This is a genomic window from Sphingomonas floccifaciens (genome assembly GCF_042681125.1).
In the GTDB taxonomy this organism is placed as follows: Bacteria; Pseudomonadota; Alphaproteobacteria; order Sphingomonadales; family Sphingomonadaceae; genus Sphingomonas; species Sphingomonas floccifaciens.
The window spans coordinates 429,048-450,639 of the sequence record NZ_JBHUFC010000002.1; the positions used below are offsets into that span (position 1 = coordinate 429,048).

20 protein-coding genes are annotated in these 21,592 nt (G+C 65.0%); 4 read left to right on the top strand and 16 right to left on the bottom strand.

Going from position 1 to position 21,592, the window contains the following annotated elements; translation table 11 throughout:
• The first annotated feature begins 9 nt into the window (after positions 1–9).
• Positions 10–774 (top strand): 5'-methylthioadenosine/S-adenosylhomocysteine nucleosidase, encoded by a 765-nt coding sequence (locus ACFSC3_RS04885; RefSeq protein WP_380939667.1) that lies wholly within the window; start codon positions 10–12, stop codon positions 772–774.
• Between the two features lie 355 nt (positions 775–1,129).
• On the opposite strand, the gene ACFSC3_RS04890 is transcribed toward ACFSC3_RS04885, so the two are convergent.
• The 6 genes from ACFSC3_RS04890 to ACFSC3_RS04915 all read right to left on the bottom strand — a co-directional run bounded on the left by ACFSC3_RS04890 (position 1,130) and on the right by ACFSC3_RS04915 (position 7,105).
• Positions 1,130–1,375, bottom strand: coding sequence for a hypothetical protein (locus tag ACFSC3_RS04890; RefSeq protein WP_380939280.1), 246 nt, complete (start codon positions 1,373–1,375; stop codon positions 1,130–1,132).
• Between the two features lie 125 nt (positions 1,376–1,500).
• Positions 1,501–2,859 (bottom strand): DUF1501 domain-containing protein, encoded by a 1,359-nt coding sequence (locus tag ACFSC3_RS04895; protein ID WP_380939281.1) that lies wholly within the window; start codon positions 2,857–2,859, stop codon positions 1,501–1,503.
• Positions 2,860–2,872: 13 nt separating this feature from the next.
• Positions 2,873–4,585 (bottom strand): DUF1800 domain-containing protein, encoded by a 1,713-nt coding sequence (locus tag ACFSC3_RS04900; RefSeq protein ID WP_380939282.1) that lies wholly within the window; start codon positions 4,583–4,585, stop codon positions 2,873–2,875.
• A 334-nt stretch (positions 4,586–4,919) separates the two neighbouring features.
• Positions 4,920–5,453, bottom strand: a complete 534-nt coding sequence (gene rpsI, locus ACFSC3_RS04905) for a 30S ribosomal protein S9 (protein WP_380939283.1) — start codon at positions 5,451–5,453, stop codon at positions 4,920–4,922.
• On the bottom strand, positions 5,453–5,932 hold the full coding sequence (rplM, locus tag ACFSC3_RS04910; RefSeq protein WP_082441732.1) for a 50S ribosomal protein L13: 480 nt from the start codon (positions 5,930–5,932) through the stop codon (positions 5,453–5,455). Before rplM ends, rpsI begins: the two co-directional genes overlap by 1 nt.
• Before the next feature lie 129 nt (positions 5,933–6,061).
• The gene (locus ACFSC3_RS04915; RefSeq protein ID WP_380939284.1) at positions 6,062–7,105 is read right to left on the bottom strand and encodes a COX15/CtaA family protein; all 1,044 of its coding nucleotides are present in this window, start codon (positions 7,103–7,105) and stop codon (positions 6,062–6,064) included.
• 171 nt (positions 7,106–7,276) lie between these two features.
• Here ACFSC3_RS04915 and ACFSC3_RS04920 point away from each other — a divergent pair, with 171 nt between their 5' ends.
• The gene (locus ACFSC3_RS04920; RefSeq protein ID WP_380939285.1) at positions 7,277–7,654 is read left to right on the top strand and encodes a MerC domain-containing protein; all 378 of its coding nucleotides are present in this window, start codon (positions 7,277–7,279) and stop codon (positions 7,652–7,654) included.
• A gap of 37 nt (positions 7,655–7,691) precedes the next feature.
• On the top strand, positions 7,692–9,485 hold the full coding sequence (gene lepA, locus ACFSC3_RS04925) for a translation elongation factor 4 (protein ID WP_380939286.1): 1,794 nt from the start codon (positions 7,692–7,694) through the stop codon (positions 9,483–9,485).
• Positions 9,486–9,748: 263 nt separating this feature from the next.
• Here the strand turns inward: lepA and ACFSC3_RS04930 are convergent, their stop codons facing one another.
• The 7 genes from ACFSC3_RS04930 to purL all read right to left on the bottom strand — a co-directional run bounded on the left by ACFSC3_RS04930 (position 9,749) and on the right by purL (position 17,347).
• Positions 9,749–11,143, bottom strand: coding sequence for a hypothetical protein (locus ACFSC3_RS04930; protein WP_380939287.1), 1,395 nt, complete (start codon positions 11,141–11,143; stop codon positions 9,749–9,751).
• Between the two features lie 90 nt (positions 11,144–11,233).
• Complete coding sequence (locus ACFSC3_RS04935; RefSeq protein WP_380939288.1) at positions 11,234–12,217, bottom strand: helix-turn-helix domain-containing protein; 984 nt, start codon at positions 12,215–12,217, stop codon at positions 11,234–11,236.
• A gap of 126 nt (positions 12,218–12,343) precedes the next feature.
• Entirely contained in the window at positions 12,344–12,583 is a 240-nt protein-coding gene (locus tag ACFSC3_RS04940; protein WP_380939289.1) for a KTSC domain-containing protein, read from the bottom strand.
• 240 nt (positions 12,584–12,823) lie between these two features.
• Positions 12,824–13,321: a bacterioferritin gene (gene bfr / locus ACFSC3_RS04945; RefSeq protein WP_380939290.1), complete on the bottom strand. Its 498-nt coding sequence runs from the start codon at positions 13,319–13,321 to the stop codon at positions 12,824–12,826.
• A 111-nt stretch (positions 13,322–13,432) separates the two neighbouring features.
• Positions 13,433–13,603 carry a (2Fe-2S)-binding protein gene (locus tag ACFSC3_RS04950; protein ID WP_294293294.1) on the bottom strand — a complete coding sequence of 57 codons (171 nt, stop codon included), beginning with the start codon at positions 13,601–13,603 and terminating at the stop codon, positions 13,433–13,435.
• A 73-nt stretch (positions 13,604–13,676) separates the two neighbouring features.
• Positions 13,677–14,927 carry a DUF418 domain-containing protein gene (locus ACFSC3_RS04955; protein ID WP_380939291.1) on the bottom strand — a complete coding sequence of 417 codons (1,251 nt, stop codon included), beginning with the start codon at positions 14,925–14,927 and terminating at the stop codon, positions 13,677–13,679.
• Between the two features lie 200 nt (positions 14,928–15,127).
• Positions 15,128–17,347 (bottom strand): phosphoribosylformylglycinamidine synthase subunit PurL, encoded by a 2,220-nt coding sequence (purL, locus tag ACFSC3_RS04960; protein WP_380939292.1) that lies wholly within the window; start codon positions 17,345–17,347, stop codon positions 15,128–15,130.
• An 85-nt stretch (positions 17,348–17,432) separates the two neighbouring features.
• Here purL and ACFSC3_RS04965 point away from each other — a divergent pair, with 85 nt between their 5' ends.
• Positions 17,433–17,843: a PAS domain-containing protein gene (locus ACFSC3_RS04965; RefSeq protein WP_380939293.1), complete on the top strand. Its 411-nt coding sequence runs from the start codon at positions 17,433–17,435 to the stop codon at positions 17,841–17,843.
• 23 nt (positions 17,844–17,866) lie between these two features.
• Here the strand turns inward: ACFSC3_RS04965 and ACFSC3_RS04970 are convergent, their stop codons facing one another.
• Genes ACFSC3_RS04970 through ACFSC3_RS04980 form a run of 3 tightly spaced genes read right to left on the bottom strand, consistent with a single transcriptional unit; the run spans position 17,867 to position 21,590 of the window.
• On the bottom strand, positions 17,867–19,354 hold the full coding sequence (locus tag ACFSC3_RS04970) for a phospholipase D-like domain-containing protein (protein WP_380939294.1): 1,488 nt from the start codon (positions 19,352–19,354) through the stop codon (positions 17,867–17,869).
• Positions 19,318–19,662 (bottom strand): arsenate reductase (glutaredoxin), encoded by a 345-nt coding sequence (gene arsC, locus ACFSC3_RS04975; RefSeq protein ID WP_380939295.1) that lies wholly within the window; start codon positions 19,660–19,662, stop codon positions 19,318–19,320. Before arsC ends, ACFSC3_RS04970 begins: the two co-directional genes overlap by 37 nt.
• Positions 19,659–21,590, bottom strand: a complete 1,932-nt coding sequence (locus ACFSC3_RS04980) for a S9 family peptidase (protein ID WP_380939296.1) — start codon at positions 21,588–21,590, stop codon at positions 19,659–19,661. Before ACFSC3_RS04980 ends, arsC begins: the two co-directional genes overlap by 4 nt.
• Positions 21,591–21,592: the final 2 nt, after the last annotated feature.

Consider the following 21,592-nt stretch of genomic DNA (forward strand, 5'->3'; position numbering starts at 1 on the left):
CGGACGCTGATCCTCGTCGCCTTCCCGCCGGAATGGGCGGCGATGGTGCCGCATGTCACGGTCGACGGCGACCATCGGCTGCACGGGCGGCGGGTGATCGAGGGGCGGTTTGCGGGCAAGCCGGTGATCCTCGCGCAGACCGGCGTGTCGATGGTCAATGCCGCGATGACGACCCAGGCGCTGCTCGATCGCTTCACGGTGTCGCGGATCGTCGTGTCCGGCGTCGCCGGCGGGCTCGATCCATCCAATAGCGTCGGGCGGGTACTTGCGCCGGCGCGTTGGGGACAGGCGCTGGAGGTCGGCATGGGGCGAGAGACGCCCGCCGGCCCGGTGCTGCCGCCACTGCCGGGCGCGACGGACCTGCCGCCGTTCGGCATGATGATCCCGCGCGACGTGATCGTCGGGCGGGACGGTGAAGGCGAGCGGGAGCGGCGCTGGTTCGAGGTCGACGCGGACCTGCTCGCCCTTGCGCGCCGGCTGGAGGATGGCCACGATCTTCGCGTCGGCGGGGCGGGGCTCAGCGGGGCCGCTTTCGTCGATAATGCGGCCTATCGCGACTATCTGTTCGCGACATTCCAGGCAGCGGTGGTCGACATGGAGACGACCGCGGTGGCGCAGGTCGCCTTCGCCAATCGCGTCCCCTTCATCGCCTTTCGGAGCCTGTCGGACCTTGCTGGCGGTGAGCCGGACGACAATCACCTGCCGCTGTGGCTGGAGCGGGCGTGCGCGAATGTCGCGGCCGTGACGCGGGCGTTCATCGCCAGCCTGCCATAAAAAGCGGCCCGGTACGTCAGTACCGAGCCGCGAGGCAAACGCTGGATCTTGGGAGCTTCCGAGCGTTGATCTCGATGTATTCCTATCCAAACGATAGGAAAAGCGAGCCATGCTTTGGGGCTTGATAGCGGGGCTATTCTGCCCGCCGATCAACCGCGCGATGGGCCGAAATGACGGTGACGACGAGAAAGGGCCGCGCCGATCCCATGATCGACGCGGCCCTTCGATCGGCAATAGGGCATCAAGCCACCCCTTAGCCGTTCGAGCCGAGCGAAGTCGAAGCACATGAGTCCCATGCCTTTCGACTGCGCTCAGAGCGAACGGATCGGGTTAGATGTTTGATGCCCTAAGAAGCTCAGAGCGTGTTCGCGACCGCGTTGCCGGTCGCGTCGGTCACGTTCAGCGTCTCGGTGGCCGCGTTGTCTAGGACCGGATCGGTGGCGTTCAGCGAGTCGACCGCGGTCAGGTTGTCGGTCGCCGGCAGTTCATCGTTCAGCACGACGTCGTTGCTGACGGCCGCATTCTCGGTGGTGTTGCCACCACAGGCCGACAGCGCAAGGGCGGCGGTGATTGCGAGCGGAGCGAGTGCGAACTTCTTCATGATCTTTCCCCTTCTAACGACAGGCCATGATGGGCCGGCCTGCACCCGATACGTCGAGTGTCGGCGCCGGCTTTAGCGAAATCCCATCGTGTAGGTAGGATAGAAAATCTTGAGGCCTGTCGACTTCAGGCAAACAGTCCGAGCGGACCGCGCCCGCCCGTCGTCCAGGTCCACCAGTTGGGTAGCACATAGCTGAGGTCGCCGTCGGCGACGCCGTGCCACTTGGCTATCGCGCCGAGATATTCCTCCTGCGCGATGCCTGGGACGAAGCGGCCTTCGGACGACACATCGTCGGCGCCGCCCAGCACGCTCGACGGATAAACGCCGTGCGCCATCTTCGGGCGAAGGTTGCCGCCGACGACCAGATGATTGCTGCCCCAGGCGTGGTCGGTGCCCATCTGGGCATTGCCGCGATAGGTGCGGCCGAAGTCGCTCATCGTGAAGGCGGTGACATTCTCCGCCATGCCCATCGACTTCGTCGCCTTGTAGAAGGCGGCGAGCGCCATCGCGAGATCACCGAGCAGGTTGGCGTGGGTGCCGGTCGAGGTGTCGCTGTTCACCTGCGCCGAGTGATTGTCATAGCCGCCCTGCGTCACGAAGAAGGTCTGGCGGTCGTGACCCAGCGAGCCGCGCGCCTCGATCAGGCGGGCGACGCGCAGTAACTGGCGCGCGACGTCGCTGGTCAGCGTGGTGCCCGTCGTCGGGTTGACGAAGAAGGCGTCGACGCTCGACGACGCGGTCAGGATGGTGTTCGCATTGGCCGCCTGGGTATAGGCGGCGGTGATCTGCTGTCCCGTCACGTCGGCGATCGTACCCATGCCGGCGGCGCTGGCGAAGGCGGTGATCGCGGCGTTCTTCGGCGTGCTGCCGGCGGTATAGCCGCTGCGGCTGAGCGTGCCGGTCGACGGCAGGATCAGCGGCGAACTGCGCTGGCCGATGACCGCCAGGTTCGATCCGCCGAGCGAGATCAGCGACGGCGTCGCCGTCTGCGTCGCTCGGTCGGCGATGCGGCCCATGAAGCCGTCGAAATTGTCGCTGCGTGCGCGCAAGCCCTGCCAGTGCGCCTGCTCGTCCGAATGGCTTTGCAGGTTGGTTGGCCTGAGGTCGCTGCGCGACCGGTACAGGTCCTTCGTCAGCGGCGCATAGAGCGTGCCGGCGTTGAGGACGATGTTCATCGCCCCTTCCGCCCAGACCGGGTTCAGCGCCGCCATCGCCGGATGCAGCGCGAAGGCCGATCCGTCGAGCGCAGTCAGCCTGTTCTGCGCCAGTGCCACCGTCCCGCGTGACGCGGCATAGCCCGAATAACGGCTGTCGGTCGGCACGACCATGTTCCAGCCGTCGTTGCCGCCGAACAGGAACACGCCGACCATCGCGCGGTAGCTGCCGTTGGGGGCGGCGGATGCGGTGCGGGCGAGTTGGCCGAGCGCGGCGGCGGCGCCGGTGCCGGCGATGAAGGTAGCGAAATCGCGACGGGTCAGTTTCATGTCTCGCGCCTTCTCAACGATCGACCAGGAACAGCGGGCTGGTGCCCACGATGTAGAGCAGCATCTGCGCCCGGCGGCGGGCCTGCAGCGTCGCGTCGGTGTTGGTGATCGCCGTGGCGGCGGCCTTCAGCGACGTCTTCTGCGCATCGGTCATGGTGTTGGCCATCATCAGCAGGTCGATGCGCGAGATCATCGCGTCGGTATCGGCCCCCATCGCCTCCCACGCGCCCCATTCGGTCTTGCTGCCCGACCAGCCGGGGATGCCGGGATTGGTCGTGAACTCGCTGCGCGCCTGGTCGCCGCCGACGGTCCAGTTGTAGACGAAATTGTGGAGGCGCGTGATGTTCGACGTCGTCATCAGCTTCGACGGGCCGCTCTTCAGCAACGTGTTGCCGGGCAGCGGATAATCGGGCGGGTAGAAGTTGAACACGCTGGGCGAGCGGAACACGCCTTCGCCAAGGCCAGCATCCTGCGTCACGAACGCATAGCCATCGGTCGTCATGCCGGCGGCGCGCATCAGTGCGGTCATCGCCAGGATCGGCTCCTTGACCTTGCCGTCGCCGGTGCCGGTCCGTGGGGCGCCGCGTGCCTCGTTGTCGGTGAGAATCGCGCGGATCACCGCCTTCATGTCGCCGCGCACGCCCGAACCATTGTCGGCGAACTTCGCCGCGACGCGTCCGACATAGGCGGAGGAGGGGTTGGAGGTGACGAGCTGCTGGATCAGCGACTTCGAGACATAGGGCGCGGTCGACGCATTGTTGAAGGCCGCGTCGACCGCCGCCTTCACGCTGTCCGACTGCGAAGCGCCGGCTGGGACGGTGGTGCCGAGGAAGGTCTTCGCGGTCGTGTCATAGCGCGATGCATTCTGGATCATCGGCTTCGAATAGTCGCGGACGTTGTTGTCGGTGATCGCGCCGCCGTTCAGCCGCGGATAGGTCCAGCCGGTCAGCGCTTTCGCCACGCCCTTGATGTCGTCGGTGGTGTAGGTCGGGATGGCGGCGCCGGTCGCATCCAGCTTGCGCGTGCCGTCCATGTTGAGCTGGTCCGGCCCCATGCTGAACAGTTGCAGCATCTCGCGGGCATAATTCTCGGACGGCGCGGAGCGATTGCTGTCCGCCATGTCGAGATAGTCGCCCATGTAGCTGGACATGGTGACGTTCATCAGCAGGTCGCGGTAGTTGCCGAACGCGCCGTCGAGCAGGATCTGGTTATAGGCCGCGATGCCGTTGGTTTCGTTCACTTCCGTCTCGGACGCGACGAGGATCTGGCTGAGCGCGAAGGCGACGCGCTGCTTCAGCTGATCGGGCGCGACCATCGCGTCGGCGTAGAAGCGCATCGCCACCGGCTCACGGCTGAAATATTTGCGGTTGCAGGCGGTGTCGGTGCTGTTGGTGCAGAAATTCTGCGCGACGCCGGTCGAGCTGGCGATGTCGTCGTATTTGCTGCCGGTCGCGGCGAACTGTTCGTCGATCCAGCCGTTGATGCCGAGGGCGACGACGCGGTTGACGACGTCCGGGGTCGGTCCGAACGTCGCCTGACGCGCCAGGCGCACGGCGTCCTGGCTGGTGACCGCGGTCGGGCTGGGTGTCGAGGACGTCGGTGTCGGCGTCACGCTGACGACCCCGCCGCCCGACCCACCCGAACTTCCGCCGCCGCACGCGGAAAGCGCAGCGAGTGCCGCAAAGGATACCGCAAGCCGTCCGGCCTGCCGACGACAGTCTGTCATGTGATGGTCCCCGCCGGCACCCATTCGCGCCGAGCCCGATACAGTATGTAAACTAAATCAAAGGGGTTCGAAAGCGGTTAACGTGCCTAAGTATTTGTTTACGCAGTAAATCTGCGCCGGAATGATGTCGGGGCGCGACCGGTCGAAGCGGGGTGGCGCGACAGATTGTGTAAAGTTTTGTTGGGAAGGTGTTGAACTGAAACAAAAAAGGCGACCCGTTTCCGGATCGCCTTTTTGATGGCTTTGGCGCCACGTCGTCGGACATGACCGGCGTTGCCGGTCCTGCCGCCCGACGCGGCGAGTCCGCGGATTGCTCGCGCAATCCGCGGCACGCTTAGCGCTTCGAGAACTGGAAGCTACGACGGGCCTTGGCCTTACCGTACTTCTTACGCTCGACCGTACGGCTGTCGCGGGTCAGGAAGCCGGCGGCCTTGACCGGGCTGCGCAGCGCCGGCTCGTAGCGGGTGATCGCCTGGGCGATGCCGTGCTTCACAGCACCGGCCTGGCCCGACAGGCCGCCGCCCTTGACGGTGGCGACGACGTCATACTGACCTTCGCGACCGGCGACGCCGAACACTTGGTTGATGACGAGGCGCAGCGTCGGACGTGCGAAATAGACTTCCTGATCGCGGCCGTTGACCGTGATCTTGCCGGTGCCCGGCTTCAGCCAGACGCGGGCGACGGCGTCCTTACGACGGCCGGTCGCATAGGCGCGACCCTGCTTGTCGAGTTCCTGCGCACGCAGCGGGGTGGTCGGGGCGGCCGGCTGGACGGTCGCGTCGGTTGCGGTACCGGCGGTCTCGGTCGAGACGGGCTGGCCCGAAGCGATGGCGCCGAGATCGGCGAGGGACTGGCGGTTATCGGACATTATGCGCCCACCTTGTTCTTGCGGCTCAGCGCGGCCACGTCGAGGACTTCCGGGTTCTGGGCGGCGTGCGGATGCTCGCTGCCGGCGAAGATGCGCAGGTTGCGCATCTGCTGACGACCCAGCGGACCGCGCGGGATCATGCGCTCAACGGCCTTCTCCAGCACGCGCTCCGGGAAGCGGCCGTCGAGGATCTTGTCCGCGGTCACTTCCTTCAGGCCGCCCGGGTAACCGGTGTGCTTGTAGTACACCTTATCGGTGCGCTTCTTGCCGGTGAACTGGACCTTGTCGGCGTTGATGACGATGACATTGTCACCGCAATCGACGTGCGGGGTGAAGCTCGTCTTGTGCTTGCCGCGCAGCAGGTTCGCGATGACGACCGCAGCGCGGCCCACCACCAGATTTTCAGCATCGATCAGATGCCACTTCTTCTCCACCTCGTGCGGCTTTACCGACTTGGTGGTCTTCATCAGCGCCTTCATGGGCCAGACCTCGTCAAATGCAGCGCGCCGCCCCAGACGTGGAGCGGCGCGGACGAGGGGCCAATGATCGAATGCGGTGATTAAGTCAAGCAAAGTGCGGCTTTGCTGACGGGTATCATGATACCTCGGTCACTTTCGCGGAGTGACACTCCCGACTGCGTGGGCGCCGTTCACCGCACTGATCAGCACCAGCGCACCCACGAACTGGTGAAGCGCCGCGATCCAGATCGGCACGCCCATGACAACGGTCGCGATGCCGAGCAGGATCTGAGTGCCGACCGTGGCGTGGATCATCACCGCCGCGCGGCGATTGCCCGCCCGCTTGGCGGCGCGTGCGAGGATCATCAGGCCGACGAAGGCGACAAACGCCCACCAGCGGTGAATGAAGTGCACGACATAGGGGTCGTTGATCAGCGCATCGGGCAGGGACCGAGCGAAGAACTCCGCCGACGGAAATACCCGACCATTCATCAACGGCCAGTCGTTCGCGGCCAGCCCCGCGTTCAACCCCGCCATCAGCGCGCCGTAGAACAGTTGCACGAACAGCAGCAGGATCGCGACTGCGCCCAGACGGGTCAGCTTCGCCGGCCGGGCCATGGGATCGATCGCCAGCGCGCGCAGGTTGCCCGCGACCCAGACGATCCCCGACAGGATGATGAGCGCCAGGTTCAGGTGGATCGCCAGTCGGATATGGCTGACATCGGTCCGCTCGGCGAGTCCGGAGGTGACCATCCACCAGCCGACGGCGCCTTGCAGCCCGCCGAGGACCAGCAGCCCGACCAGCGGCCAGCCATAGCCGCGCGGGATCGCCTTCTTCACCCAGAACCATGCCAGCGGCACCGCGAAAGCCACGCCTATGACGCGGCCCAGCAGTCGATGGAGATATTCCCAGAAGAAGATGCCCTTGAACTGGGCGAGCGTCATGCCCTGGTTCAGCTGCTGATATTCCGGGATGCGCTGGTACTTAGCGAACTCCGCCATCCATTGCGCTTCGGTCAGCGGCGGGATGGCGCCGGTGACGGGCTTCCACTCGGTGATCGACAGGCCGGATTCGGTCAGGCGCGTGATCCCCCCGACGACGACCATCGCGACGATCAGCGCGGCGACGACGTGCAGCCAGCGAACGAGCGCGGCGGGGCGGGCGGTGGGCGGGTCGAGCGGGGGGCGCAGCATCGCGTGCGATTAGCCGATGGGGGCGGGAGCGCCAAGGTGGACGATTTGTCCTAGGCCGAAACTGTCCGGTGAGTCCGTTGCGTCTGGCCCGCACCGGGGCGACGGTAACCAACCTGCATCTAAGAATGTGATATTGTAACGTCGCTCAGGTACGCCTAAATGAACGCTCGAATGGCACAGACGACTCGCCTCTGGTGGACGACGCTCGGACTCGATCGCATCGCGATCGGGCTGTCCGGGCTGTGCCTTGTCCATTGCCTGGCGACCGCGGTGCTGATTGCGCTGGCGTCGGCGGCGGGGGGGCTGCTGCTCGATCCGCATGTGCATGAGATCGGCCTTGCGCTCGCCATTCCGCTCGGCGCCATCGCGCTGGGGCGGGGGATCTGGACGCATGGCTATATGATGCCGTCCGCGGTCGGGGCGCTGGGGCTGGGCGTCATGGCCGGCGCGCTGACGTTGCCGCACGGCGATACCGAAGTGCTCTATACGATGATCGGCGTCGGCCTGCTCGCGCTCGGTCACGATCTCAACCGCCGCGCGCACGCCTGACATTGCTCTGAGCGACGCGCCATTCTAGGGCGCGCGCATGACTCCGCTCGACAAGATCCGCAACTTTTCCATCATCGCTCACATCGACCACGGCAAGTCGACATTGGCCGACCGCCTGATCCAGCGCACCGGTGGGCTCAGTGAGCGTGAGATGTCGGCGCAAGTCCTTGATAACATGGAGATCGAGAAGGAGCGCGGGATTACCATCAAGGCGCAGACGGTGCGGCTTGAGTGGAAGGGGCATATCCTCAACCTGATGGACACGCCGGGCCACGTCGACTTCGCCTATGAAGTCTCGCGCAGCCTGGCGGCCTGCGAAGGCGCGCTGTTGGTCGTCGATGCGGCGCAGGGCGTCGAGGCGCAGACGCTCGCCAACGTGTATCAGTCGATCGAGCATGATCATGAGATCATTCCGGTCATCAACAAGATCGACCTGCCCTCGGCAGAGCCAGAAAAGGTCAAGGCCGAGATCGAGGAGATCATCGGTCTCGACGCGTCGAACGCGGTGCTGTCTTCGGCCAAGTCGGGCATCGGCATCGAGGAGATTCTCGACGCGATCGTCGAGCGTATCCCGGCGCCCAAAGGGGACATCGATGCGCCGCTGAAGGCGATGCTGGTCGACAGCTGGTACGACCCGTACCTCGGCGTCGTCATCCTGTTGCGCGTCATCGACGGCAGCATCCGCAAGGGCCAGCAGGTCAAGTTCATGGCCGCGGGCACGACGCACTTGGTCGACCGCGTCGGCGCCTTCCGCCCGAAGCTGGAGAACCTGCCCGACCTCGGCCCCGGCGAAATCGGCTTCATCACCGCCCAGATCAAGGAAGTCGCCCAGGCCCGCGTCGGCGACACGCTGACCGACGCCAAGCGCCCGGCGGCGGAACCGCTGGAGGGCTTCAAGGAAGTCCAGCCGGTCGTGTTCTGCGGCCTGTTCCCGGTCGACGCCGCGGACTTCGAAAAGCTGCGCGAGAGCATCAGCAAGCTGCGTCTCAACGACGCCTCGTTCAGCTTCGAGATGGAGACGTCGGCAGCGCTGGGCTTCGGCTTCCGCTGCGGCTTCCTCGGCCTCCTGCACCTGGAGATCATCCAGGAACGGCTGATGCGCGAATACGACCTCGACCTCATCACCACCGCGCCGTCGGTGGTCTATCAGATCGAGCTGACCCACGGCGGCGGGCATATCGACCTGCACAACCCCGCCGACATGCCCGAGCCCAACAAGATCGAGACGATCAGCGAGCCGTGGATTCAGGCGGTCATCTATGTGCCCGACGAATATCTCGGTTCGATCCTGAAGCTGTGCCAGGACCGCCGCGGCATCCAGAAGAATCTGACCTATGTCGGCGGCCGCGCCCAGGCGACCTACGAACTGCCGCTCAACGAAGTGGTGTTCGACTTCTACGATCGGCTGAAGTCGCTGTCGAAGGGCTATGCCAGCTTCGATTACGAACAGATCGGCTATCGCGAAGGCGATCTGGTCAAGATGGGTATCCTGGTCAACGAAGAGCCGGTCGACGCGCTGAGCATGATCGTCCACCGCTCCACCGCCGAAACGCGCGGCCGCGGGATGGTCGAGCGGCTGAAGGAACTCATCCCGCGCCACATGTTCAAGATCCCGATCCAGGCCGCGATCGGCGGCAAGGTGATCGCCCGCGAAACGATCAGCGCGCTGCGCAAGGACGTGACCGCGAAATGCTACGGCGGCGACGCGACGCGCAAGCGCAAGCTGCTGGACAAGCAGAAGAAGGGCAAGGCCAAGATGCGGGAATACGGCTCGGTGAGCATCCCGCAGGAGGCGTTTATTGCGGCGCTGCGGATGGGCGACGACGCCTGAGGCCAAGGAGGGGATTGCGAGAGCAATCGCCGAGTTGGACGTAAGACCAGCGTCGCGCCCGGCCGGCGGCGCTACGAGCGCCGACCGACGACGCGGCTTTGCCGCGGCGGGTTTACGCCTTTATCTCAACCTTTCTCGAACATTCGGCTGGCTCATCAATACGGTCGTTCAGCAGCCACTTGTTGCGGGCGAGCGATTTCCCGGTTGTAATTTCAATGGCTTCGAATGATGTCGCTGGCAGTAACATTTTGATATCGACTCGCTTATCCACCCCGCTTCAGGGTAAAAATCCGCGAATACCCGTCCTTGATGACGCCGCCGACGAAGTTCTCCCTCGCCAGCGACACTGAGCCGAACGGAATGTCGGCCTGAAAATCCTTAAGCGATGCGAGCTGCATTTTAAGCCGCTCCACGGCGTCAAGGCTCACGGCTTTCTCTAGCAGGTGCATGGCGTGAACGAGAAAGATGTCCTCGGCCTCAATACGGTCGGTGGTCACGTTGACGTTAAGCTTCACCTTCAAAACGGTGGCCGCGTTCTGCGTGCCGTCGACGTAATAGGCGAGATTGTTTCGCCAGATCCCATCACCCTTCCCGAGCTCGCGCATTTGGCTCGAAGCGCCCCAGTCATCGTCATATATGTGATTGTAATTGCCTGTTTCTACGCCGACGTCCGCGAGGAATTGCATCGCCAGATAGGGTGACCAACCCTCTTTCGGCGGCACCGTAGGAGGACTCGCTTCCCGTTCCTTGAGTGCCAGCAGCGCCGTCAGAGTGTGCTTCAATTCGGCTCTCTTCGCCGGGCGTGCCGACTGGATCGACTTCCGCCAGCGTTCCAGCAGATCGAGGTCGGTTCGAATGCGAGTGATCGACAGCCACCGTGCGTAGGGAATCAGCGCCTTGTCGACTCCGAAGGTCGATATGGTCGTAAATACCCCGTCGTAAGCGACGTAGATTCGCCACGCGTACAGGAACGGCAGAAAGGCGACTGACAAAATGACTGGGATGACTAGTTCGAGCCAGTTCTCCCATGTGAATGTGTCGCGCCATAGTTCGATAGACTTGATTAAACTGAAGCCAAGATAGAAAAATCCGATGACGCCGGAGAGGTAACTCAAAAGTTTCGCGACGGACGCGTGCTCTGGCCTGTGCTTCGCGTATTCTGCTGTCACGAAGACGATGGTGACAAATGGTAGGGCGATCAGCTCCACGATCAGCGGGAAGCTGTAGAGTTCCGCAATGAAGGTGACAAATACCGCCACGCTGAGGATTTCCCTCGTAATCTTTCCGAGTCCCGCCTTGCGATTCTTGGCCGTCGCCACCTCAAACATAGTGACGAACGCGAATGTCACGAGCCAAAGAATGGTGGTTTTCAGGTTTGCGACTGACCACCAACCCACATAGCTGAGCAAAAAAATCTCGCCGTATGCGTAAAGTGCGGCGATCCCAAGTGGTATATAAATCGCAGGCTGGAACAGCGTTCTTATCACCGCGCCCAAGCTGTCGCGCGTATATTTATTAACGAATAAAAAGGCCGCAAAGAAGGCCAACCAAATTGCCGATGCTAGCTCGCGGTCGCTTACGGAATTTATGATGGCGATCATCACAGCACAGGACACAATTTCGACGATGTATGCAATGGTGCGGCGCAGCTTCGACACATTACGGCGGAAGTACCTCGCGGCGCAAAATTTTCACTGCTCGTCCTCCTTCTACCGGTAGCTGGTGAAAGCAGTGACGCACCTAATGCCCTAGCAGCCGTCGTCCATCTCCTCACCCCCACACCACTTCGCCCACTTCTCCTCCGTCGCCGTCGCCTCCCACAACGCCTGCGCCTCCGCCATCATCTGCGTCGCGCGCTGTTGCGCCAACGCCCGGTCGCTCTTGCCGTAGAGTTCGGTGTGAGGCCCCGGGTCCTTGCGCGGCAGCCACACCGGCGGGCGGGGTGGGTCGCCGATCTTGTCCCACACTTTCTGCCGGATTTCGGCCAAGAGATCGCTCATCGGGTCGGAATAGGGGCGGTCGGGCAGGGGCATCCCGCGTTTGTCGACGCCGGTGCAACGGTCGATCAGTGCGGCGCTTTCGCCGCCGACGACCATTACCAGTTCGAGGAAGGCCAGAGTGCGCAGCGCTTGATCGGCGGCGACGAACTTGCCCTCCAGACGGTAGCGGCGTTCCTGAATGACCTTCGCCTCATATTGCTTCAGCAGTTCGCCGAGCAGGCGCTTGTTCTCCGCCTCGTCATTCTGGCGGGCGAGGCGTTCGGCCTTTTCGGCCTCCTTCTTCTCGCGCGCGATGGTGTCGGGGTGTTTGGTGCCGGTCGGCAGAGCGGCAAGCGCTCCATATTTGCCGGGCATGTGGTGGCGCAGGATGAACATCAGCAGCCGGTCGTTGTAGCGCCGCTTCTCGCCGATCTGCTCGCCCTTCCAGAACACCGGCACGGGGGTGCCTTCGCGAGCGCGGTCGATGGCGATGTCGGCCAGGGACTGGACGCCGTGGTCGAGCGCGTCGGCCCAGGCGGCGGCGAATTCCTCGGCGCCGGGCTGGCGGCGGAGGTAGTAGGCACCCTCAGTACTCATGTTGATGCGGCGGGCGGCCGCCGTGACCGATCCGGTCTCCGCCAGTGCGGCAACGAAGGCGCGTTGGCGGTCCGCGGTCCAGCCGTCGTAGCGGTATTTGCGGGGGACGGGCGTGAAGTCACGCACCGGGCGTTGCGATGGGACCATGTTTTGCATGGCGCGATCATATAACCAAATAGGTTCGTGTAGGAAAATGGTTTTAGCGTCATCTTGCCACGAAGGGTGACACCCCTCCGTCAGGCCTGCGGCCTGCCACCTCCCCTTGCAGGGGAGGAAGGATGATCAGTCGGGGCGGTGGCGCCGGCGGGCCGGGTCGGGCTCGCATGGATAGCGGCCCTTGATCTGGTCGTTGAACAGCTTGCCGGCGGATTCCGCGGTCTTCAGCGCGTCGTACAGGGCGCGGGGGACGGCGTGGTAGAGGTATTTGCCGCGACCCTTGAACCAGACGGTCAGCGTGTCGCTGGCGTCGTCATGCGCGATGCGGTCGATGAGCGACGAGTGCAGGCGGCGGGCGCGGAGCATGGCGAAAGGAAAGCGCGGGCGAGGCGGGCTTTCCGTCGCGTGCGATGGGGCGAATCGGATTTGCGGTGAGGGGAGTCTTGGGCCGGGAGCCCACCCCGCACCATTCGTGCCGAGCGTGTCTAAGCACCGCGCTCTATGCCGCGAGCGAGATGCGAGCGTATCGAAGTACGGTGCTTCGACAGGCTCAGCACGAAAGGCAGGGGGGGCGTCGCCGCGCGGGGCCGCGACGCCCGTTCCCGCTTACTTCTTCTCGCCGTGGGTGTCGTATTCCGACGCCGAGTTCAGCTGGATATAGTTCTGCAGGCCCATGCGCTCGATCATCTCGAACTGGCGCTCCAGCGTGTCGACATGCTCTTCCTCGCTGTCGAGGATGCGGCGGAACAGGTCGCGGCTGACGTAGTCGCGGACCTTTTCGCAATGTTCGATCGCGTTGCGCAGCTGGGCGCAGGCCTCGATCTCCATGTCGAGATCGGCCTTCAGCACCTCTTCCACCGTCTCGCCGATCTTCAGGCGGCCGAGCAGCTGGAAATTGGGCAAGCCATCGAGAAACAGGATGCGCTCCGCCAGCCAGTCGGCGTGCTTCATCTCGTCGATCGATTCGTCGCGCTCGAACTTGGCGAGCTTGTGGACGCCCCAGTGGTCGAGCAGGCGATAGTGCAACCAGTACTGGTTGATCGCGGTCAGCTCGTTCTTGAGTGATTCGTTCAGGAATTCGATGACTTGCGCGTCGCCCTTCATGGCGTGACCCCCGGAATTTCGTAAAGAAGACCGGGCGGCATTAGCCGTAAATCACGCGGGCGAACAGCCAAAAAATGGCGGATTTCTGCGGTTTCTTCGCGAATGCGAATGCTATGCAGCCGCACGCTCGGCATCGATAATCGCTCGCGCGAACGGGACACATTGTCCGCATTTCGCCTGCTTGCCGCACAGCGCATAGGCCTGGCAGGCGCTGGCGGCGCCGTTGCGCGCAGCCTCACGTACCTCGCGTTCCCGGATGGCATTGCAAACGCATACAACCATGACGAACCCTCTCGCTCGCACATCCTGTAGCGCGCATGAGAATGATTCGCAAGTTAGTTGCGCATGCGTCGCATTAAGAGGTCAGCGCGCCGCCCCGCATCGGCTGAAAGGAGAGGCGCGAGAGACTGCGCCAGAGCCATTCGAACGGCCCATAAGCGAAATGTTTGAGCCAAGGCTTCGACCAGAGCAACATGCCGGCCCATACGGCGAGGACGATCAGATAGAGTTCGGCACGGGGCAGGCGACCGTAGAGGCCAAGCCCGTAGCCGTAGAAGATCGTCGTGCAGATGAGGCTGGTGAGCAGGTAGTTGGTGAACGCCATCCGCCCCGCCGCAGAGATGCGGGTAGTCAACGCACCGCCGGGCCGCATCAGCAGGACTATCAGGCTGGCCCAGCCGATGATCATCGCCGGACGGATGATGGTGGCTGCGGCCATCGCTGCGGTGACGACCGCGACGAGCGAGAAGTCGCGCGCCACCGTCCAGGCGGCGAGCGCTGCATAGCCTGGGATGCCGATGCCGAAGCCGATCGCGAGCCATTTGACGTAGCGCCGTCGCTCCCACACGCCGGTCAGCATGCCCGACCGCAGGCCCGCCATGCCGAAGAGCATATAGGCGAGCGTTTCGAAGCCGTAGATGGGCAAGAAGGTGATCGGCCACCACGCCGTTTCGGCGAAGCGGGCGCGGACGATCTCGGGGTAGCTGCCGCTATAGGCCGCCATGTCCCGCGCCACCTGCGCCGGAGCGGGCACGCCGAAGCCGTTGGTGAACTCGGTCAGCGACTTGGCATGGTCGGCGGCGGACTGGCCAGGGAGGGGCCCGGCGGCAATCATTGCAACAGACGTCGCCAAGCCGGCCATCATGACGAGTTGCACCACCAGCAGCACGATACCGATCGCGACGAGCCCGGATGTCGGACGGTTGCGGAAGGCGAAGGCGATCATGCCGACCATCGCGTAATGCGCGAGGATATCGCCGCGCCAGACGAGCCAGAGATGGGCGAGGCCGAAGGCCAGCAGCCAGATCATGCGGCTGTAGTGGACCTTCGCCGGGTTCTCGCCCTTGGCGGTCGCGCGGTCGATGACGAGCAGGGTCGAAGCGCCGAACAGGAAGCTGAACAGCCCGCGCATCTTGCCGTCGAACAGGACGAAATTGACCAGCCAGGCGGCAAGGTCGAGCCCGGTCGCGCCTCCCTGCGCGCGCGGGTTCATATACGCCGCTTCGATCAGGCCGAAGTTGACGATGTTCATGAGCAGGATGCCCATGACCGCGACCCCGCGAATGGTATCGAGCGTCAGGTAACGGTCGGTCGCTGTCGTCGCCATGATGTCCCCCCGGACGTGCGTTTCGCGGGGTGTGTATCGACTTCTGCCAGCGAGCACTAACTAATCCGTTCGCCCTGAGCCTGTCGAAGGGCCGTACTTCGATACGCCGGCATGTCGCTCGCGGGGGGAAGTACGGTGCTTCGGGAAGCTCAGCACGAACGGTTTTGGGGCGGCGAGTTTTGCTACGCTCCGGCCGAGGATCAGGCCGTCACGACCGCCTCGCCCATCAGCGCCGGAAAGAACGCCTCGTGTCGCGCATGCAGGTCGTCGAGCTTTACGCAGAAATCCTCGTCGCGAGTCTCGAAGACCAGGCGGCCGGCGATGGTGCGGCCGATGCGTTCGACCGCAACGCCCGCCGCGGTCGACGCGTGGAGGAAGTCGTTGAGGTGCGCGTCGTCGACGGTCGCCAGGTACAGGCCCTGATCCTCGGCGAAGAAGGTCGCCGCGACACCGCGCGGGGTGGGCATGGAGATCATCGCACCGATGCCGCTCGCCAGCGCCATTTCGGCGACCGCGACGGCGATGCCCCCATCGGACACGTCGTGGACCGCGGTCAGCGCGCCGCGGGTGATCTGGTTGCGGACGAAGTCGCCGGTGCGGCGTTCGGCGGCCAGGTCGACGCGCGGCGGCGGGCCGTCCTCGCGGCCCTTCACTTCGCGCAGCCACAGCGACTGGCCGAGATCACCCTTGGGCTCGCCGATCAGGACGAGGACGTCGCCGGTGCCCTTGAACGCGATCGTCGCGGACTTCGACCAGTCGGCCAGCAGACCGACGCCGCCGATCGCGGGGGTGGGGAGGATCGCCGAGCCGCCACCCGTCGCCTTGGATTCGTTGTAGAGCGACACGTTGCCGCTGACGATCGGATAGTCGAGCGCGCGGCACGCCTCCGCCATGCCCTCGATGCACCCGACGAACTGCCCCATGATCTCGGGCCGCTGGGGGTTGGCGAAGTTCATGCAGTCGGTCGCGGCGAGCGGCGTCGCGCCGACCGCGGTCAGGTTGCGCCACGTCTCCGCGATCGCCTGCTTGCCGCCCTCGACCGGGTCGGCGAAGCAATAGCGCGGCGTGCAGTCGGTGGTGATCGCCAGACCCTTCTGCGTGCCGTGCACACGCACGACCGCGGCGTCGCCGCCGGGGCGCTGGACGGTGTCGGCGCCGACCATGTGGTCGTACTGCTCCCAGATCCAGCGGCGGCTGGCGAGGTCCGGGCAGCCGACGAGCGTCAGCAGGTCGGCGGCGAGGTCGTCGGTTTCCGGCGCGTCGGTGATGGCTGCGCGCGGCGGCGTCGGGACATGCGGGCGATCGTAAGCCGGCGCCTCGTCGGCCAGCGGCCCGAGCGGGATATCGGCAACGACGTCCCCCTTCCAGCGCAGCACCATGCGCCCCGTATCGGTCACGCGGCCGATGACGGCGAAGTCGAGTTCCCACTTGCGGAAGATCGCCTCGGCGAAATCTTCGCGGCCCGGCTTCAGCACCATGAGCATCCGCTCCTGGCTCTCCGACAGCATCATCTCGTACGGCGTCATGCCGGTTTCGCGCTGGGGGACGTCGTCCATCACCAGCTCGATGCCGACGCCGCCCTTCGACGCCATCTCGACCGACGAGGAGGTGAGGCCGGCGGCGCCCATGTCCTGGATCGCGACGATGGCGTCGGACGCCATCAGCTCCAGGCACGCCTCGATCAGCAGCTTTTCGGTGAAGGGATCCCCGACCTGCACGGTCGGGCGCTTGGCGTCGGCATCCTCGCCGAAGTCCGCGCTCGCCATCGTCGCGCCGTGGATGCCGTCGCGGCCGGTCTTCGAGCCGACATAGACGATCGGGTTGCCGATGCCGCTGGCGGCCGAATAGAACACCTTGTCGGTCTGGGCGACGCCGACCGTCATCGCGTTGACCAGTATGTTGCCGTCATAGGCCGAATGGAAATTCGTCTCGCCGCCGACGGTCGGCACGCCGACGCAATTGCCATAGCCGCCGATGCCGTGGACGACGCCGGAGATGAGGTGCTTCATCTTCGGATGGTCGGGCCGGCCGAAGCGAAGGGCGTTCATGTTCGCGACCGGCCGCGCGCCCATCGTGAACACATCGCGCAGGATGCCGCCGACTCCGGTCGCCGCGCCCTGATAGGGTTCGATGTACGACGGGTGGTTGTGCGACTCCATCTTGAACACCGCGCACTGGCCGTCGCCGATGTCGACGATGCCGGCGTTCTCGCCGGGGCCGCAGATGACCTGGGGGCCGGTGGTCGGCAGCTTCTTCAGGTGGATGCGGCTGGATTTGTAGCTGCAATGTTCCGACCACATGACGGAAAAGATGCCGAGTTCGGTCAGGTTCGGCTCTCGCCCCATCGCGTGCAGGACGCGTGCATATTCGTCTTCGGACAGGCCGTGGTCGGCGACGATCTGGGGCGTGATCTCGGTCATGGGCGGAGCCCTTAGCGACGGCAGGTAGATTCGTCACGTCTTCGGGCATCGCAATTTAACACAGTGGTGTTACGATAACGGAACAATGCGCGGGAAGGTCTTCTCTACGCCGGCTATTTTGAGGCCTGAGCCGATCGTGACCGCGACGGGCACGGGCGTCGTGCCGATGTTGCCGGCGAGTTGGGCTTGCCGCCTGTCGGATAACGAGCTGCGATGGGATGCCGGCGTGTTCGAGCTGTTCGGTCTGTCCCCAGGCGCGCTGTTGGACCGCCGCGCTATCGTCGAAATGTATACCGAAGAGTCGCGCGAGACGCTCGAACGGCTGCGGAGCGCTGCGCTGAGGATGCGCGGCAGCTTCACGTTCGAAGCGCAGATTCGGCGTGCCGACGGCGCGTTGCGGTGGATGCGGGTGGTGGCGGATACGGCCGTCATCAACGGCAAGATCACCCACCTCTACGGAACGAAACGCGATATCACGGATGAGATGCAAGGCTGATATTTCCTCGGTGAGAGGAGATTTCAGCCTTTGATCTTGCGCATCAGCGACGCGACCATCCCGCCGGTCAGGTTCTCGAAGATGTCTTCGGGATCGACCGGATCGAGCACTTCGTTCTCGGCGATCCATTCCTCGACTTCGTTCAGGTCGGGAATGACATAATCGCGCAGCGTCCGGCCGGGGCCGCGTAGGCCCTCGATCGTGGCGATCAGCGAGCCCGACTCGTCGAGCCGACCTGCGACATCCTCGGGCGTGACGCCCAGATGCTCGGCGATCAGGCCGTCGCGGATGCGGGCGATCGACGCCGCGGTCTGGGGATGCACGGCGGCGATCGCCACGTCGCATTCGGTATCCAGCCGCATCGATCGGTTGTTGAAATTCGACGATCCGACGCGCAGCAGCACCCCGTCGACCACCAGCACCTTGGCATGGACATAGATCGCCTCGCCGCCCGCGGTAAAGGGGTGGTAGAGGCGGAAGCGATGATGGCGATCACGGCGCCGGATCGCCTCGACGAGGCGGGCGCGAGCGGTATCCATCGCCAGCGGCTCCAGCCATCCTTCGGCATTTTCGGGATTGATGACGACGACCTCTGGCCCATCGTCCTCCGCCAGTCGCTTGGCGATCGCCGACGCGACCTTGCGGGAGGCGAAATACTGGCTTTCGGCATAGATGTGGCGCTTCGCCGACGCGATGGCGGCGAGGTAGAGCGACTCGATCTCGTGCACCAGCGGCTCGTCGTCGCCCATCTCGGGTTCGGTCCGGGCGATGGCGACGGGGATGTCGGTGAAGTCGGTCGCAAGCCCATCGGGCCAGCAGCCTTCGCGTGGCGGCGGGGGATCGAGCGGTTCGCCGCCGGCGCGGCTCCAGCGTTCGCGGGCGAGTTCCCCCAATGCGCGGGCAGCCGGCCCTTGGAGCGCGGTCGTCGCGTCGTGCCACGGGCCATAGGGTTCGCCACCGGGAAGCAGACGGAGCGCGTCGCCATCGGCATGCGCCCGCGTGTCCCAGCGGCCGGCGGTCATGTCGATCCCGCCGCAGAATGCCAGGCAATCGTCGATCACGACGATCTTCTGGTGATGCGACGCGCCGGTCGGGTGGTGGCCATCGAGCTTGGTATGGATCTGCTTGTGGCGCATCCAGTCGACGACGGTCAGCAAAGTCGATCCGCGCGTCAGCGTCTTCAGCGCGCCGACGTCCCAGCGCAGGATGTGCACGTTGAGGCTGGGGCGACGCTCGACCAGCCAGGTGATGAAGTCGCCGACCGTCTCCGGCCCGCCGTCCTCGGGCGGTTCGTCACCGCCCAGGCGAATGCGCGCGTCGAAGTCCCAGCCGACCAGCAGGATCTGATGCTGGGCGGCGACCATCGCCTTGCGGGCGTTGCGGAAATAATCGTCGGCGTCGACGATCACGGTCGCGCGCGTCGCCTGCTCGATCCGCCAGCACGTCTCGCCGGGGGTCAGCAGATCGGTGGCTGTCAGAGGATGTCCCTGACCAGATCCTGAGGTCGACATAGGCGAACACCTTTCTCGGTTTCGACCAGCGGCCGGTTGATGAGGATCGGATGCGCCATCATCGCATCGAGGATGGTCGCATCGTCGGCGTCGCACAAACCCAGTTCCGCCGCCAGCGGTTCCTTAGCGCGCAAACCATCGCGTGGCGTCATGCCCGCGCGCGCATAGAGCGCCGCGAGCCGGTCCCGGGCGGGTGGGGCCTTCAGATACTCGACCACCTCGACCTCGACGCCGGGCGTCTCCTCCAGAATGGCGAGCGTCTTGCGCGACGTGCCGCAGCGCGGGTTGTGCCAGATGGTGGCCTTCATTGTGCGGGCTTCAGATAGCGGTCGAACCATTCGACCGTGCGCTTCAGCGAATCGATCTGGTTCTCGCGGCGCTGGAAGCCATGACCTTCGGCCGGGTAATAGACGGTTTCGACGATATTGCCCTTGGCCTTCAGGATGTCCGCGACCTCCTGCGCCTGGCCGCGGGGCACGCGGATGTCGTTCTCGCCTTGCAGGGTCAGCAATGGCGCCTTCGCCTGACGGATGTAGGTCAGGGGGGAGGCGGCGTCATACACCGCCGCGTCGGCATCGGGCGTGCCGATCAGCGAGCGCTGATATGCCTTTAACTGCTCATCCTGGTCGCGATACATCGTGCGCCAGTTGATGATGCCGAACATCTGGACGCCGGCGGCAAATGCGTCGGGGGTGCGGCCGAGCGCCATCAGCGTCATGAACCCGCCATAGCTGCCGCCGGTGATGCCGACCCGCCGGGGATCGACATAGCCGGTCGCGACCATGAAATCCTTTGCCGCCACAGTGTCCTTCAGATCGCCGCCACCCAGATCCTTGTGATTGGCGGCCTGGAAGGCGGCGCCATAGCCGGTCGAGCCGCGGAAATTGGGCTGGATCACGACATAGCCGCGGCTGGCGAGCGCGGTCGCGGTGCGGTTGAAGCCGTCCAGCGCCTGCGACGTCGGCCCGCCGTGGGGCAGGACGATGCCCGGCGCGCGGCTGTCGCGCTTCAGATTGAACGGCATCGTCACGATCGCGCTGACCGGCGTGCCGTCGAAGCTGCGATAGGTGACGACCTGCGACTTGGGCAGGCCGGCGCTGGCAAGCGCAGGGCCAGCGAAGCGAGTCAGCGCCGTCACGCGATTGGCGGGCAGGTCGACCTGCATCAGTTCGGTCACCGAATCGGCGCCCGAATGCGTCGCTATCAGGCGGGTGCCATCGCTCGAGAACGGCTGCTGGCCGGTCGCCGCATTGACGCCGGGATCGAGTGCGATTGGCGTTTCCGCAAGGGTTGCGGTGTCGACGGTCGCGAGGCCCGCGCGCGCGTCGAGACTGGTGCGCACGATCATCCGCCGGCCATCGGGCGAGATCGCGTTCGCATTCTGCTCCCACGGGGTCGGCTTCAGCCACGACCAGCGCCCGCTGGCGACGTCGTAGAGACCGGCGTGGCGCTGGCCGGTGCCCTCGGTGGTGGTGACCGACAGGCGCTTTCCATCGGCGGTGGCGCCGCCGGCTTCGTAGATCGTGTCCGCCTTGCCGAGCAACTTCGTCGCGGCGCCGTCGGCAACCGCGATCCGCCAGACCTCGATAACGCGCGAATCGGTGCGCCGGCGGTTGGCGATCAGCGCGCGGTCGCCGTCGACCCAGGCGACCGGCGACCAGCCGAACTGCGGGTCGGTTTCCTTCGTCAGCACGCGCACGGTGCCGTCCGGCGCGAGCACGGCGACATTGGACTGCCCCTCGCTCTTCGCCTTGTGGACGAGCGCGATCGGGCCGCTGCGCGAGGCAAGCAGATTGCCTTCGCGGATGTCGGGCGTGCGCGTGATCTGCTCGACCGCGCCGCCGGCCACCGGCACGCGATAGACGTCGGGATACTCGTTGCCGCCGACATCCTGCTGGAAATAGATCCAATTGCCGTCGCCCGCCGCCACCGGCAGCGACTGCGCCTCGTCCGACTGGGTCAGGCGAACGGGCGCGGCGCCGGGCGAGTCGATCCGCCACAGATTGGCGCGGCCCGAGATGTTGGCGGCGATCACCACCGCGCGGCCATCGGCGGTCCAGGTCGCACCGCTGATCGACGGCGTGGTCGCCAGTGCCTCGATCGGGATCGGCTTAGCGGCGGGATTGGCGGGGGAGACGAGCGACTTGGGATTAGTCGCCGGACGATCCGGGGTCTTCACCTGGGCGTGCAGCGGAACGCTCATGATGAGCGCGGCGGTCGTCAGCAGGTAACGCATCG